Genomic DNA, 15,214 nt, shown 5'->3' with positions numbered 1-15,214 from the left:
GGTTCTAGGCTGACTTGGCGGAGCGTGGCTGGCCGGTGATGTTTTTGACTTTAAGTAAGGAAACCCAATGACCGTCAGCACCCCGCTTTCCGGCGTCAATCAGCCCTTCAAGGGGATCTTGCTGATCATTGTCGCAACCTTCCTGTTTTCCAGTCACGACGCCTTCTCCAAATACCTCTCCGGGTTCTATCCGATCGTCATGGTGGTCTGGGCGCGGTACGTGGTGCACACGTTGCTGATGGCCGGGATTTTTCTGCCGCAATCCGGGCTGCGGGTTTTACGCACGAAGCGACCGCTGCTGCAATTGATTCGCGCACTGTGCCTGCTGGGCACCAGTTTGTTTTTCACCACCGGGTTGATGTACATCCCGCTGGCTGAGGCCACCTCGGTGAACTTCCTGGCACCGGTGCTGGTGACGGCACTGTCGGTGCCGTTACTGGGCGAGCGGGTTACACGCGGGCAATGGCTGGCGGTGATTTGCGGTTTTGTCGGCGTGCTGATCATCGTTCACCCCGGCGGTGATTTGTTTACCCCGGCGGTGTTGTTGCCCTTCTGCTCGGCACTGTTTTTCTGTTTCTACCAATTACTCACGCGCAAGCTCGCCGAGATCGACAGCCCGACCACCAGCAACTTCTTTGCGGGGTTGTGCAACACGTTGGTGATGAGTGCCATGGTGCCGTTCTTCTGGCAAACCCCGAGCGTTGCGCACGGCGCGATGATGCTGGCGCTGGGCGCCTGCGGGATGACGGCGCACCTGTTTTTGACCCAGGCTTTCCGCCTCGCTGCACCGGCATTACTGGCACCGTTCAGCTATTGCCAGATCATCTTTGCCGGCCTGTTGGGCTGGCTGCTGTTCTCCCACACGCCGACGCTGACCACGGTGATCGGCATTGCCGTGATCTGCTGCAGCGGCTTGGCGGCCGCGTGGCAGCAAAGCCGTAAATAGAAGGTCACCGAAAACAACTGTGGGAGCCAGCCTGCTGGCGATGGCGGTAGGTCAGGCAACATCAATGTTGAATGACAGTTCGCTATCGCCAGCAGGCTGGCTCCCACAGAGTTAATGCGCCGAGGTTTAGTCGGTGACGGTCGGGATCTTGCGCGGTGCCATGAAGTACATCCAGATCAGTGCGATGAAGTACATCGCCGGAATCAGGGTGAACAGCACGGTGTAGTTGTTGTTGGTGACGGTCAGGATGTGGCCGACCAGTTGGGTCATGAACATCCCGCCAATCGCCGCACACATGCCGCCGAAACCGAACACCGTGCTCATCATGTGCTTGGGCGTGTAGTCCATCACCAGGCTCCAGATGTTGGCGGTCCAGGCCTGGTGCGCGCCGATAGCCAGGGAGATGGCGGCCACCGCGACCCACAGATTGCTGGAACCGGCCGCCATGATCACGCCGATGATGCAGCAGGCGAACAGGAACATGGACATCAACCGCGCCTTGATCGGATTCACGCCGCGGCCGATCAGGAACGAGGAGAGGATGCCGCCGCCAACACTGCCGAAGTCGGCGGTGAGGTAGATGATGATCAGCGGAATGCCCATCTGGGTCACGTTGATGCCCAGGTTGTATTGCTGATTGAGGAACGGCGGCAGCCAGTACAGGTAGAACCAGAACACCGGCGCGGTGATCGAGTAGGCGAGGGCGAAGGCCCAGGTGCCACGCATGCGCAGGATTTTCGAGAACGGTACGCGGGTTTGTTCCGGTTCGACTTCGTTCTGGATGTAGTCCAGTTCCGACTGTTTAACGCTCGGGTGATCTTCCGGGTTGAAATACTTCAGGCCCCAGAATAACAGCCAGATACCGCCCAGTGCCGACATGCACAGGAACGCGGCTTGCCAGCCCCAGACGTGCAGGATCAATGGCAGCAGCATTGGGGTGAACATCGCACCGACGTTGGTGCCGGCGTTGAAAATGCCGGTCGCCACCGCACGCTCACCCGCCGGGAACCACAGACGCGTGGTTTTCACGCAGGCCGGGTAGTTGGCGGCTTCGGTCAGGCCGAGGATGAATCGGCAAACCATAAAACCGACCGCCGAAGTGGCCAGACCGTGGGCACCGGTTGCCAGGCTCCAGAGCAGCACGGCGCAGAAGAACACGCGCTTGACGCCGACCCGGTCAATCAAACGGCCTTGCAGCACGAAGCCGATGGCGTAACCGACCTGGAACCAGAAGTTGATGTTGGCGTAATCCATCGCCGTCCAGCTCATTTCCTTGGCAAGGATGGGCTGCATGACGCCAAGGGCGGCGCGGTCGATGTAGTTCAAAGTGGTTGCGAAGAACACCAGCGCCAGCATGCCCCAACGGGTCTTGCCGACGGCCATGGCGCCGCGGATTTTGTCGCCGATACCGCCGGCGGTGACACTCACGGCCGGAGCCATGCGAGAGCTTTGGGAAGGAATCATGTGTACCACCCGTTTTTGAATTTGTTATGTGGTGTTCTGGGTCGTCGAACAGTTGTTAATCACTACGACCGGTGGTTCTTGGCAGGACGCAATGTGATGACGATGTTGCGCAGTGAGCAAAAAATCGTCAATTCGCGAAAGGCCATTGTGTTCGATAATCGCACGCAAAACTAACCGGGTAGTACACTTTAAATTGCTGTGTGGAATTCCACGGCCAATAATTCACTCAAAGCTAAACGCATTCTCCGTAGGAGCTGCCGAAGGCTGCGATCTTTTGATCTTGAAAAACGAAATCAAAAGATCGCAGCCTTCGACAGCTCCTGCACAGAGCCAGCGTGCGATGTCCCTAACAAGATTGCCTCCACCACCGGGAGTCGAAACATGCAGCGTTCCATTGCCACCGTTTCCTTGAGCGGTACCCTGCCGGAAAAACTCGAAGCCATTGCCGCTGCCGGTTTTGACGGTGTCGAGATTTTCGAGAACGACCTTCTCTACTACGACGGTAGCCCGCGGGAAATTAAACAGATGTGCGCCGATCTCGGGATCGCCATCACCCTGTTTCAACCGTTCCGCGACTTCGAAGGCTGCCGCCGCGACCGCCTGTCGCGCAATCTGGAGCGGGCCGAACGCAAGTTCGACCTGATGCAGGAGCTGGGCACGGATCTGGTGCTGGTGTGCAGTAACGCCTCGGTCGATTCCGTGGGTGATGAACAGATTTTAGTCGATGATTTGCGGTTGCTGGCCGAACACGCCGGCGCCCGTGGCCTGCGTATCGGTTACGAAGCGCTGGCCTGGGGCCGGCATGTGAACACCTGGCAACAGGTGTGGAACATTGTTCGTCAGGCGGATCATCCAAACCTCGGCGTGTTGCTCGACAGCTTCCATACGCTGTCGCTCAAGGGCGACCCGAGCGCGATTGCCGAGATTCCCGGCGACAAGATTTTCTTCGTGCAAATGGCCGACGCACCGATCCTGGCCATGGACGTGCTGGAGTGGAGCCGGCATTTCCGCTGCTTCCCCGGTCAGGGTGAGTTCGATCTGCCGGGCTTCCTCGCGCCGATCATCAAGAGCGGCTACACCGGGCCGCTGTCGCTGGAAATCTTCAACGACGGGTTCCGTGCCGCACCGCCACGGGCCAACGCCGCTGACGGTTTGCGCTCGTTGCTGTATCTCGAAGAGAAGACCCGCGAGCGTCTGGCCCAGGAAGCGAAATCCGTCGCCAATACCGAGATTCTGTTCGAGACGCCGAAGGCCAGCGAATACAACGGTATCGAGTTTCTTGAGTTCGCCGTTGACGAAAGCCTCGGTGCCAAGCTTTCCCATTGGCTGGAGCGCCTGGGCTTCGTCAAGGCGGGCCAGCATCGCTCCAAGAGCGTCAGCTTGCTGCGCCAGGGCGATATCAATTTGATCCTCAACTCTGAACCGTATTCGTTCGCTCACAGTTTCTTCGAGGCGCACGGTCCGTCGTTGTGCGCCACCGCCGTGCGGGTCAAGGACAGCGCCAGTGCACTGGCCCGGGCCGTGGCTTACAAAGGCCAGCCCTATCGCGGGCTTGTCGGCCCGAACGAACTGGAACTCGCCGCCGTGCGCGCGCCGGATGGCAGCCTGATTTACTTGGTGGACCAGGAGGCCGACGTCTACGGCACCGACTTCAATCTGCTGGCGGATGCGCCGGTCAGCGGCGGCCTCAAGCGTATCGACCACATGGCCATGGCCTTGCCGGCCGACAGCCTCGACAGTTGGGTGCTGTTCTACAAGAGCCTGCTTGATTTCGAGGCAGATGATGAAGTGGTGCTGCCGGATCCTTACGGCCTGGTAAAGAGCCGCGCATTGCGCAGCCGCGACAGTTCGATCCGCTTGCCGCTGAACATTTCCGAGAACCGCAACACCGCGATCTCACATGCGCTGTCGAGTTATCGCGGCTCCGGTGTGCATCACATCGCGTTTGATTGCGACGACATCTTTGCCCAGGTCAGCCGCGCCAAAGAGGCGGGCGTGCCGCTGCTGGATATCCCGCTCAACTATTACGATGACCTGGCGGCACGTTTCGATTTCGACGACGAGTTCCTCAGTGAGCTGGCCTACTACAACGTGCTGTACGACCGTGATCCCCAGGGCGGCGAACTGTTTCACGTGTACACCGAGCCGTTCGAGGGGCGGTTCTTTTTCGAGATCATTCAGCGCAAGAACGGCTATGCCGGTTACGGCGCGGCCAACGTGGCGGTGCGGTTGGCGGCCATGGCCAAATCCCGAAGCGGTGCCGTACGTCAGGCAAAGTTGTAGGAAAATCGTAAACACGCCGACAAACCGCAGCCGCACGGCTTCCTTCACCGTGCGGCGCGGCTCATAATCGCCAGCCTGTGCAGTGATGGCCGTGAGCCCGCAATGACAATAACTTCAGAACTCTCCGTAGCGCCCGAGCCACCAACGGCCGAGCCGCGCAAGAGTCGCAAGAACAACCCGGAAAAAACCCGCGAGAACATCCTTCAGGAAGCGATTGTCGAGTTCGTTCAGCAGGGGCTTTCCGGCGCCCGCGTCGATGCGATCGCCGAGCGCATCCATACCTCCAAGCGCATGATCTATTACTACTTCGGCAGTAAGGAACAGCTCTACGTCGAGGTTCTGGAAAAGCTCTACGGCGACATCCGCAACACGGAAAACCGCCTGCACCTGGCGGAACTGGAACCGGTGGAGGCGATTCGGCGACTGGTGGAATTCACCTTCGACCACCATGATCGCAACGTCGATTTCGTGCGTATTGTCAGCATCGAGAACATTCACAACGCCGAGTATGTGAAGCGCTCCGATGCGATCAAGGCGATGAACAACACCATCCTCGATTCACTGGGCGAGATTCTGCGTCGTGGCGCCGAGCAGGGGGTGTTCCGTCGCGGACTTGATCCGTTGGATGTGCATTTGTTGATCAGTTCGTTCTGCTTCTACCGCGTCTCGAACCGCCACACGTTTGGTGAGATTTTTCAGATTGATCTGCCGGATGAAAGCATCAAGCAGCGTCATCGGGAGATGATTTGCGAGTCGGTATTGCGTTACTTGCAGGCCTGAAAAAGATCGCAGCCTGCGGCAGCTCCTACGGGATCGCATTGATCCGTAGGAGCTGCCGCAGGCTGCGATCTTTTGCTTTTCAACCATTCAAGCTTTGAAAATGCGCCAGCATTCGCTGGGCATCCGGCGCTATGCCGCTGAACAGTTCAAACGCCTTCACCGCCTGAAACACCGCCATGTTACCGCCATCCAGCGTTCGGCAGCCCAGCGCGCGGGCGTTGCGAAGCAGTTCGGTTTCCAGCGGGAAATACACAATCTCCGCCACCCACAGTTCAGCCCGAAGCAATTCGACCGGCACCGGCATGCCGGGCAGTTTTTTCATGCCCATCGGCGTGGTGTTCACCAGACCGTCAGCCTCGGCCAGGGTCAGCGCCAGATCATGCCCGGCCACTGCACGAGCGCTGCCGAAATGTTGGTTGAGGTTGTCGGCCAGGCTCTGGGCGCGGCTGAGTTCTACGTCGAATATGCTCAGTTGTTGAACGCCTTCACTCAACAACGCGTGGGCCACCGCTGCACCGGCACCGCCGGCACCCATCTGCACGACGCGCTGAACGGCAACGCCATTGAGGCCCCGGCGAAAACCTTCGGCAAAACCCAGGCAATCGGTGTTATGGCCGATACGCTTGCCGTCCTTGAGGACTACGGTGTTTACCGCACCGATGCCACGGGCTTCTGGCGACAATTCGTCGAGCAGCGGGATGATCGCCTGCTTGCACGGGAAGGTGATGTTCAACCCGGTGAAGTTCATGCGCTCGGCGGCCATTAACAGGTCGGGCAGGGCAGTGCTGTCGAGTTGTAACTGATCGAGGTCGATCAGGCGATAGAGGTAACGCAAGCCCTGGGCATCGCCTTCATGCTCGTGCAATGCCGGGGTGCGGGAAGCCTGGATGCCGGCGCCGATCAGTCCGGCCAATACCGCTGGGTTCTGGCTCACAATGCTCACCCTTTCAGACGTTGGCTGAAGTGCTCAAGCGCCAGGCGATAGCCATGGCTGCCGAAACCGGCCATCACCGCGGTGGCAATGGCTGACACAAAGGAATGGTGACGGAACGCTTCACGGGCGTGGACGTTGGACAGGTGAACTTCGATCACCGGCAGCTCGCTGGCGACCAGAGCGTCGCGGATCGCGACCGACGTGTGAGTCCAGGCGGCCGGGTTGATCACGATCCCGGCGCAACGACCCCGGGCGGCGTGAATCCAGTCGAGCAATTCGCCTTCATGGTTGGTCTGGCGAAATTCCACCGCCAAGCCGAACTCTTCGGCGGCGCGGCCACACAACGCCGAAATATCCGCCAGGGTTTCATGGCCGTAGGTGGCCGGTTCGCGGGTGCCGAGCAGGTTCAGATTCGGGCCGTTGAGCACCAGAATGATGGGGGTCATCAAAGTATCTCCACTTATTATTTTTAGCATGGCCGTAGGTTTCGGCCTGTGGAGATAAATTGTACTAGATGGTTACTTTGGTCAATTGAAGAGCCGGTTCGTGGGCGTTTTGTGTGCGGTGATCGGACAGAAAAGAGATCGCAGCCTGCGGCAGCGCCTACATTTGAAACGCGTTCCCCTGTAGGAGCTGCCGCAGGCTGCGATCTTTTAACGAGGCAAATGCTCAACCAAAAAATCAATGAACGCCCGCAATCGCAGAGGCATATGCCGACTCTGCGGATACAACAACGTAAACGGCCGTGAACGCCCGCCATAAGGCTTGAGCACTTGCACCAACGAACCCTCGGCCAGTTCTTTTTCGACGATGAAGCGATAGGTCTGGAATAGACCGGCGCCATGTTTGGCCAGAGTCACGCCACCCAGCACATCGTCGGAACACACGAAGTTGCCCTCGGCCAGAATCTCGCGCTGCACGCCGTTGTCATTGAACAACCACGCAATGCGCCTGCCGCTGCTGGGCAGTTCGTACTGAATGCATTCGTGTTGTGGCAAGTCGTCGAGGGTTTGCGGTGTGCCAGCACGCTTGAGGTAATCGGGGCTGGCGATCATCACCAGTTCGGCGTCCTCCAGCGGCCGGGCGATCAGGCCGGAATCCGGAATGGCGCGCACGCGAATGACCAGGTCATAACCTTCACCCACGAAATCAATGTTGCGATTGCTGATGTGCGACTCGACCTTCACATCCGGGAACCGCGCGCGAAAGGCCGGCAGCAGCGGCAGGATGCGATGGTGGGCGTAGGTGGTGGGGATGCTGATGCGCAGCGTCCCCGACGGCACCTGCTGCTGGCCCATGACCTCGCGCTGGGCTTCGACCAGTTGCGCCAACGCCTGGCGGCATTCTTCGTAATAGCGCCGACCGCTGTCGGTCAGCTTGACGCTGCGCGTGGTGCGCGCAAACAGCCGCACGCCCAGACGCTCCTCCATGCGCGACACCGAACGGCTCACCGCCGCCGGCGTGACGCCCGCTACCAATGCCGCCGCCGTGAAACTGCCAGCCTCGGCGGCCAGGCAAAACAGCTCGATGCTGCCCAGTTGAAGATCGTCGAATTGTCGTTGCATGATTGATTACACCGAGGATCAAATGAAGTGTTCGGGTCAGTATTTCTCAAATGTCCGCGCACAGATACAGTCGCTTCAACGTATGTAACCTTTCTCAACCAGCGAGCAGGAGAAGCAACATGCCTTTCGTCAGCGTACGCATCACCCGTGACGGCGTTACCCGGGAGCAGAAAGCCCAAGTCATCGCCGAAATCACCGAGACCCTGCAACGCGTGCTCGGCAAGCCGCCAGAGCTGACCCATATCGTGATCGAAGAAATCGACACCGATAACTGGGGATACAAGGGCATTACCACGACTGAGTTCCGAAAAAACCAGCCGGGTTGATTGGCATTGAAAACAAAAAAACCGTCATCAAGACGGTTTTTTTGTTTACGGCATGAGCGCTCACCGCCGGGTCAGCAAAACCCCGGATTCCATGTGATGGGTCCACGGGAACTGGTCGAACATCGCGCATTGGGTAATGCGGTGGGTGTCGTGCAATTGGGCGATGTTGGCCGCCAGGGTTTCCGGGTTGCAGGAGATGTACAGGATATTGTCGAAGCGGCGGGTCAGCTCGCAGGTGTCCGGGTCCATGCCGGCGCGCGGCGGATCGACGAAGACGCTGCCGAATTCGTAGCTCTTGAGGTCGATGCCGTGCAGGCGACGGAACGGCCGCACTTCGTTGAGGGCTTCGGTCAGCTCTTCGGCGGACAAACGCACCAGGGTGACGTTACCCACGGCGTTTTCGCTGAGGTTGCTCAAGGCTGCGTTGACCGAGGTCTTGCTGATTTCGGTGGCCAGCACTTTACGCACGCGGGTGGCGAGCGGCAGGGTGAAGTTGCCGTTGCCGCAATATAGCTCCAGCAGGTCGTCGCTGCGATCACCGAGCGCGTCGTACGCCCAGTTGAGCATCTTCTGGTTCACCGTGCCGTTGGGCTGGGTGAAGGCGCCTTCAGGCTGGCGATAGCTGAAGGTGCGGCCGCCGACCTCCAGCTTCTCGACCACGTAATCGTGACCGATGACTTCGCGCTTGCCTTTAGAACGGCCGATGATGCTGACGTTCAGATCCGCCGCCAGTTTCGACGCCGCTGCGTGCCAGTGCTCGTCCAGCGGACGGTGGTAGCACAGGGTGATCATCGCATCGCCCGCCAGGGTGGTCAGGAACTCTACCTGGAACAGCTTGTGGCTCAGGGGCGCACTGGCTTGCCACGCGGCCTTGAGCTTGGGCATCAGTTCATTGATGCGCAGGCTGGCGATCGGGAACTCTTCGATCAGGATCGGCGTGCGTTTGTCTTCCTGGGAAAACATCGCGTAGTGACGCTCGCCGGCTTCGCGCCACAGGCGGAATTCGGCACGCAGGCGGAAGTTTTTCAGTGGCGAATCGAAAACGGCCGGCTCCGGTGCATCGAACGGGGCCAGCAGGTCACGCAAACGCGTGACCTTGTCTTCGAGCTGAACGGCGTAGGCCTGGGAATCAAAAGTCATGCGTTGAACCAACCCAGCTTGATCACGAACAGAATCGACAGGATCACCAGCGCCGGGTTCAGCTCACGGCCGCGACCGGACATCAGTTTGATGGCGGTCCAGGCAATGAAACCGAAGGCGATGCCATTGGCGATGGAGTAGGTGAACGGCATGGCCAGCGCGGTGATCACCACCGGCGCGGCGACGGTAATGTCGTCCCAGTCTATTTCGGCGAGGCCGGATGTCATCAGCACGGCGACGAACAGCAGTGCCGGTGCGGTGGCGAAGGCCGGAACGCTGGCGGCCAGTGGCGAGAAGAACAGCGCCAGCAGGAACAGGAACGCGACGACAACGGCGGTCAGGCCGGTGCGGCCCCCGGCACTCACGCCGGCGGCGGATTCGATATAACTGGTGGTGGTCGAGGTGCCCAGCAGGGAGCCGGCCATTGCCGCCGTACTGTCGGCGATCAGGGCGCGGCCCATTTTCGGCATATGACCGTCCTTGCCCATCAGTCCGGCACGCTTGGCAACGCCGATCAGGGTGCCGGAGTTGTCGAACAGGTCGACGAACAGGAAGGCAAAGATCACGCTGACCAGACCGATGTCCAGCGCGCCCTTGATGTCCAGTTGCAGGAAGGTCGGGGCCAGCGATGGTGGCATCGACATCACGCCGCCGAACGGGGTGAAGCCCAGAGCGATGGAAGCGATGGTCACCACCAGAATGCCGATCAGCACCGCACCGCGTACAGCGAGCGCTTCAAGGGCAACGATCAGGGCAAAACCGAGGGTCGCGAGGATCGGCGCCGGTTGTTTCAGGTCACCGAGACCGACCATGGTCGCCGGGTTGCTGACCACGATGCCGGCGTTGTGCAGGGCGATCAGCGCCAGGAACAGGCCGATACCGGCAGCAATCGCCGAGCGCAGCGGCAGCGGGATGCTGTTGATGATCCATTCACGGATGCGGAAGATCGACAGCAGGAAGAAGCACACCGCCGAGATGAACACCGCCCCCAGCGCCACTTGCCAGGTGTGGCCCATGTGCAAGACCACGGTGTAGGTGAAGAAGGCGTTCAGGCCCATGCCCGGCGCGAGCGCGATCGGGTAGTTGGCGATCAGGCCCATGACCGTGGAGCCGATAGCGGCTGCCAGGCAGGTGGCGACGAACACCGCACCCTTGTCCATGCCGGTCTCGCCGAGGATGCTCGGGTTGACGAACAGAATGTAGGCCATGGCCAAGAAAGTCGTGACGCCCGCCAGAATCTCGGTCCGCACGTTGGTGTTGTGTGCCTTGAGTTGAAACAGCCTTTCCAGCATGTCTGCTCCCCGTGGCGCGCCCGGCGCCGTGAATGTATCGACCTCAACAGCAAAGCACAGACCGCTGAACGCGCCTGGGAAATTACTGTGGGCCGGAAAAAGCCGCGCATCATACCAGCCGCTTACGGTTATGGCTGCTTATGGCGGTGATCGTCGTCGATGTTTTGCGTTTTGTTCAAACCGGCCATACTGCGCGCTGGTTTTTTGCGGTGGACAGGTCTTGTATGAAAAAGCATCTGATGGGCATTTTCGCCGTGTTGATGGCGTTGTTCGGGGCGCAAACCGCGGTGGCTGCTACGGCGGCGCCGTTGACGCAGTTGAAAGTGCTCAAGGTCGCCTCGCCTTCCTGTGGCGTTGAAGACATCGCCGAGGGCCAAGCGCAGACCCGTTGTAATCACAGCGGCCCGAACATCACCATTTATGTCCTGGAAGTGGGTTATGGCCGTGAACCCCATGTCGGTCTGGACGGTTTCGACGTCAATGGCACCCGCACGCCGGTTTGCGCGTTCAAAAATGGCAACCTGACAACCTGCGGCCCCGGGGAAAAGACCGTCGGCTATGTGTACATCTTCAATCTGGCCGGCAAGCAGGAAGGCACCTTCACCTTCAGCAACACGTCCATCAACGCGCCGGGCAACACGATGTCGACGCAGCTTTACATCAAGTAGCGTTTACATCAGGTAACGACGTGTGCTCGAACAAGCGTCAGGAAAGCTGACTACGCTTGAAGAACTCTCCTGTGGATTGTTCCCATGACCTTTCGAGCTTTGATTACCCTCGCCGAGGGCACTGACGACTTGCAAACCGTGACCCTGATCGATGTCCTGCGCCGTGCCAAGGTTGAAGTGGTGGTGGCCAGCATCGAAGGTCGACGCATGCTCACCTGTGCCCGTGGTACACGCCTGACCTCTGACGCCATGCTGGTGGACTTACTGGCCCAACCCTTTGACCTGATCGTTCTGCCGGGAGGCGCCGTTGGGACGCAGCACCTGGCCGCCCATCAACCGTTGCAACAGCTGATCAAAGACCAGGCCGCGGCCGGTCGGTTGTTCGCGGGTATCGCCGAAGCGCCTGCCGTCGCGCTGCAAGCCTTTGGTGTCCTGCGCCAACGGCGCATGACTTGCCTGCCTTCGGCCAGTCATCAGCTGTCGGGCTGTAACTTTGTCGATCAACCGGTGGTGGTCGATGGCAACTGCGTCACCGCCCAGGGTTCAGGTGCAGCATTGGCGTTCGCCCTGACCCTGGTGGAGCAACTTTGCGGTAAAGCCACACGGGTGACGGTGGCCGCGGAGTTATTGGTTTAGCTGATCAGACCTTCGTTTCTTCTGCGGGTACATGCATGCGGTCGCGATTAGCCAGGGTCGGGAACAGTTTGATCCAGGTCCCGGTCACCACCAGCGTACCGATACCCCCCATGACCACCGCCGGCACGGTGCCGAACCAATGGGCGGTCAGGCCGGATTCGAATTCGCCCAACTGGTTTGAAGCGCCGATGAACAGGCCATTCACCGCGCTCACCCGGCCGCGCATTTCGTCGGGGGTTTCCAGTTGCACGAACGAGGCGCGGATCACCATGCTGATCATGTCGGCCGCGCCCAGTACCACCAGCACCGCCAGCGAGAACCAGAATGAGGTCGACAGGCCGAAGGCAATGGTCGCCACGCCAAACACGCCCACGGCAGTGAACATCACTCGCCCGACATTGCGCTCCACGGCAAACCGCGCGAGGAACAGCGACATCAGCAGCGCGCCCACCGCCGGCGCCGAGCGCAGCAGGCCGAGTCCCCACGGGCCGGTCAGCAGAATGTCCTTGGCGAACACCGGCAGCAGCGCCGTTGCGCCGCCCAGCAACACCGCGAACAGATCCAAGGAAATTGCCCCGAGAATATCCGGACGACTGCGAATGAAGCGGATCCCCGCGAGCAGCGAATCCAGTGTGGCTTTGCCCTTGTTCAGCGGCGTTTGCCGGGCGGGCAAATTGAGCATCAACCCACAGGCGATGATGTACAGGACCACCGTCGGGCCGTAGACCCACACGCTGCCAAACGCATAGAGCAAACCGCCGAGCGCCGGGGCGACGATGGTTGCCGACTGCTGCGCCGACTGCGCGGCGGCGACCGCCCTTGGAAACAGGGCGCTGGGCACGATGCTCGGAAGCAACGCCTGGGTGGTCGGCATCTCGAAGGAACGGGCGGCACCGAGCAGGAAGGCAAGGATGAAGATCATCTCGCGGGTGACATGGTCTGTCGCGCTGCCAATCGCCAGTGACAGGGCGATCAGCGCTTGCAGGGACTGGCAGATGGCCGCGACTTTGCGGCGGTCATAGCGGTCGGCGACATGCCCGGTGTGCAGCATGAACAGCACACGCGGCGCGAACTCCACCAACCCGACCAGGCCCAGATCGAGCACGTTGCCGGTCAATTGGTAGAGATTCCAGCCAATGGCCACGGTGAGCATCTGAAAACCGCTGGCGGTAAAAACCCGTGCCAGCCAGAACGCGAGGAAAGGACGGTGGTGACGTAACAGCAAGGGCTCTTGGCTGGGCATCTGCGGCAAATCTGGAGGAGGTGAAGGGCGAGGTTATCACCAACCTGTAACAGGAAGTTGCCATGACGAAAAATTTAGTTAGCTAGATACCGATCGAGAGTCGTACCCCTTGTAGCAGTTGCCGAAGGCTGCGTTCGGCTGCGAAGCAGTCGCAAATCCAGGCGACTCAGGTTACCCGAACAGCATGAGAGCACGACTGCTGCGCAGCCGAACGCAGCCTTCGGCAGCTGCTACAGGTCTTTGAGGATCCGTGAGGCAACTTGTCACGCGGCAAAAGACCACGCGGTTCATCCCCGAAATTGGGACTACTCTTTCAACGTTGCTTGATCCAGATCAAAACCCTCACAAGGGAGTTGATCCGGCGGCCAGTTGGCCAGACGCCCTGCGTTGTGAGGCGCGAAAAAAAAGAACAAATAGAGATTCGCCACACTCCATATCCGTGGGGGCCGTGGGTGCAGGCTTTCAGCCCGCAGCCGTACTACCTGACAGAGGAAGACTTATGTTCGGTTTAGAGGCACTTGATCTCGCCCGAATTCAGTTCGCGTTCACCATCTCGTTTCACATCCTGTTTCCGGCCATCACCATCGGCCTGGCGAGTTACCTGGCGGTACTCGAGGGTTTGTGGCTCAAAACCCATAACGACACCTATCGCGACCTCTACCATTTCTGGTCGAAGATCTTTGCCGTCAACTTCGGCATGGGGGTGGTTTCCGGGCTGGTCATGGCCTATCAGTTCGGCACCAACTGGAGCCGATTCTCGGACTTCGCCGGGGCGGTCACCGGCCCGTTGCTGACGTACGAAGTGCTCACGGCATTCTTCCTCGAAGCCGGGTTCCTGGGCGTCATGCTGTTCGGCTGGAACAAGGTCGGACGCGGCCTGCACTTCTTCGCCACGGTCATGGTGGCCATCGGCACGCTGATATCGACGTTCTGGATTCTTGCCTCCAACAGCTGGATGCAAACGCCGCAGGGCTTCGAAATCATCAACGGTCAGGTGATTCCCACCGACTGGCTGGCCGTAATCTTCAACCCCTCGTTCCCCTATCGCTTGATGCACATGGCCACGGCGGCGTTTGTTGCCACGGCGTTCTTCGTCGGCTCCTCGGCGGCCTGGCATTTGCTGCGCGGCAAGGACAACCCGGCGATCCGCACCATGCTCTCGATGGCGATGTGGATGGCGCTGATCGTGGCGCCAATCCAGGCGGTCATCGGCGATTTCCACGGCCTCAACACGCTTGAGCATCAGCCGGCGAAAATCGCCGCGATCGAAGGCCACTGGGAAAACAAAGGAGACGAAGCGACGCCGCTGATCCTGTTCGGCTGGCCAGACATGAAGGAAGAACGCACCAAGTTTGCGGTCGAGATCCCTTATCTGGGCAGCCTGATCCTGACTCACTCGCTGGACAAACAGGTGCCGGCGCTCAAGGAGTTCCCGCCCGAAGACCGGCCGAATTCGACCATCGTGTTCTGGTCGTTCCGGATCATGGTGGGCCTGGGCTTCCTGATGATCTTCACCGGTTTGTGGAGCCTGTGGCTGCGCAAGCGCGACAAGCTGTATACCTCGCGGCCGTTCCTGTACCTGGCGTTGTGGATGGGGCCGTCCGGCCTGATCGCAATTCTCGCTGGCTGGTTCACCACTGAAATCGGTCGCCAGCCGTGGGTGGTCTACGGCCTGATGCGCACGGCGGATGCGTCGTCCAACCATAGCTTCATGCAGATGAGCATCACCCTGATCCTGTTTGTCGTGGTGTATTTCGCGCTGTTTGGTGCAGGGCTTGGCTACATGATGCGCCTGGTGCGCAAAGGGCCGAAGATCGACGAAGGCAAGGAAACCAACGACGGTGGCCCTGGCCAGAAACGTACGCCGGCCCGTCCGCTGTCCGCCGCCGACGACGAGCACACCGATGCCGACCACACCGTGACCAAGGAGATTTGAA

14 protein-coding genes are annotated in these 15,214 nt (G+C 59.9%); 7 read left to right on the top strand and 7 right to left on the bottom strand.

The window, feature by feature from the left end; translation table 11 throughout:
- Positions 1 to 67: 67 nt before the first annotated feature.
- On the top strand, positions 68 to 946 hold the full coding sequence (locus KVG88_RS26430; RefSeq protein ID WP_217873192.1) for a DMT family transporter: 879 nt from the start codon (positions 68 to 70) through the stop codon (positions 944 to 946).
- A gap of 126 nt (positions 947 to 1,072) precedes the next feature.
- Here KVG88_RS26430 and KVG88_RS26425 read toward each other — a convergent pair whose 3' ends face one another.
- Positions 1,073 to 2,410 carry an MFS transporter gene (locus KVG88_RS26425; RefSeq protein WP_217873191.1) on the bottom strand — a complete coding sequence of 446 codons (1,338 nt, stop codon included), beginning with the start codon at positions 2,408 to 2,410 and terminating at the stop codon, positions 1,073 to 1,075.
- 381 nt (positions 2,411 to 2,791) lie between these two features.
- Here KVG88_RS26425 and quiC point away from each other — a divergent pair, with 381 nt between their 5' ends.
- Complete coding sequence (quiC, locus tag KVG88_RS26420) at positions 2,792 to 4,693, top strand: 3-dehydroshikimate dehydratase QuiC (protein WP_217873190.1); 1,902 nt, start codon at positions 2,792 to 2,794, stop codon at positions 4,691 to 4,693.
- Between the two features lie 102 nt (positions 4,694 to 4,795).
- On the top strand, positions 4,796 to 5,473 hold the full coding sequence (locus KVG88_RS26415; protein WP_150701539.1) for a TetR/AcrR family transcriptional regulator: 678 nt from the start codon (positions 4,796 to 4,798) through the stop codon (positions 5,471 to 5,473).
- Between the two features lie 79 nt (positions 5,474 to 5,552).
- Here the strand turns inward: KVG88_RS26415 and KVG88_RS26410 are convergent, their stop codons facing one another.
- The 3 genes from KVG88_RS26410 to KVG88_RS26400 form a co-directional block, all read right to left on the bottom strand.
- The gene (locus KVG88_RS26410) at positions 5,553 to 6,407 is read right to left on the bottom strand and encodes a shikimate dehydrogenase (protein ID WP_217873189.1); all 855 of its coding nucleotides are present in this window, start codon (positions 6,405 to 6,407) and stop codon (positions 5,553 to 5,555) included.
- 5 nt (positions 6,408 to 6,412) lie between these two features.
- Positions 6,413 to 6,853, bottom strand: coding sequence for a type II 3-dehydroquinate dehydratase (gene aroQ, locus KVG88_RS26405; protein ID WP_150701537.1), 441 nt, complete (start codon positions 6,851 to 6,853; stop codon positions 6,413 to 6,415).
- Between the two features lie 207 nt (positions 6,854 to 7,060).
- Positions 7,061 to 7,972: a LysR family transcriptional regulator gene (locus KVG88_RS26400; RefSeq protein WP_217873188.1), complete on the bottom strand. Its 912-nt coding sequence runs from the start codon at positions 7,970 to 7,972 to the stop codon at positions 7,061 to 7,063.
- A 119-nt stretch (positions 7,973 to 8,091) separates the two neighbouring features.
- On the opposite strand from KVG88_RS26400, the gene KVG88_RS26395 reads away from it, so the two are divergent.
- Positions 8,092 to 8,298: a tautomerase family protein gene (locus tag KVG88_RS26395; RefSeq protein ID WP_034148192.1), complete on the top strand. Its 207-nt coding sequence runs from the start codon at positions 8,092 to 8,094 to the stop codon at positions 8,296 to 8,298.
- Between the two features lie 60 nt (positions 8,299 to 8,358).
- On the opposite strand, the gene trmA is transcribed toward KVG88_RS26395, so the two are convergent.
- Positions 8,359 to 9,438: a tRNA (uridine(54)-C5)-methyltransferase TrmA gene (gene trmA / locus KVG88_RS26390; RefSeq protein WP_150701535.1), complete on the bottom strand. Its 1,080-nt coding sequence runs from the start codon at positions 9,436 to 9,438 to the stop codon at positions 8,359 to 8,361.
- Positions 9,435 to 10,730, bottom strand: a complete 1,296-nt coding sequence (locus tag KVG88_RS26385) for an NCS2 family permease (protein WP_034148194.1) — start codon at positions 10,728 to 10,730, stop codon at positions 9,435 to 9,437. The genes trmA and KVG88_RS26385 overlap by 4 nt, the downstream gene beginning before the upstream one ends.
- Positions 10,731 to 10,954: 224 nt before the next feature.
- Here KVG88_RS26385 and KVG88_RS26380 point away from each other — a divergent pair, with 224 nt between their 5' ends.
- Positions 10,955 to 11,398, top strand: a complete 444-nt coding sequence (locus tag KVG88_RS26380) for a DUF4879 domain-containing protein (protein WP_150701533.1) — start codon at positions 10,955 to 10,957, stop codon at positions 11,396 to 11,398.
- A gap of 84 nt (positions 11,399 to 11,482) precedes the next feature.
- Positions 11,483 to 12,034, top strand: coding sequence for a DJ-1 family glyoxalase III (locus KVG88_RS26375; protein WP_150701532.1), 552 nt, complete (start codon positions 11,483 to 11,485; stop codon positions 12,032 to 12,034).
- 4 nt (positions 12,035 to 12,038) lie between these two features.
- Here the strand turns inward: KVG88_RS26375 and KVG88_RS26370 are convergent, their stop codons facing one another.
- Positions 12,039 to 13,277, bottom strand: a complete 1,239-nt coding sequence (locus KVG88_RS26370) for an MFS transporter (RefSeq protein ID WP_150701531.1) — start codon at positions 13,275 to 13,277, stop codon at positions 12,039 to 12,041.
- 499 nt (positions 13,278 to 13,776) lie between these two features.
- On the opposite strand from KVG88_RS26370, the gene KVG88_RS26365 reads away from it, so the two are divergent.
- The gene (locus KVG88_RS26365; protein WP_150701530.1) at positions 13,777 to 15,213 is read left to right on the top strand and encodes a cytochrome ubiquinol oxidase subunit I; all 1,437 of its coding nucleotides are present in this window, start codon (positions 13,777 to 13,779) and stop codon (positions 15,211 to 15,213) included.
- Position 15,214 lies beyond the last annotated feature (1 nt).

Origin of the sequence: Pseudomonas azerbaijanoccidentalis, assembly GCF_019145495.1 — a bacterium.
Classification (GTDB): Bacteria; Pseudomonadota; Gammaproteobacteria; order Pseudomonadales; family Pseudomonadaceae; genus Aquipseudomonas; species Aquipseudomonas azerbaijanoccidentalis.
The sequence above is the reverse complement of the archived record's forward strand: the minus strand, read 5'-3'. Positions and strand labels throughout refer to the sequence as shown.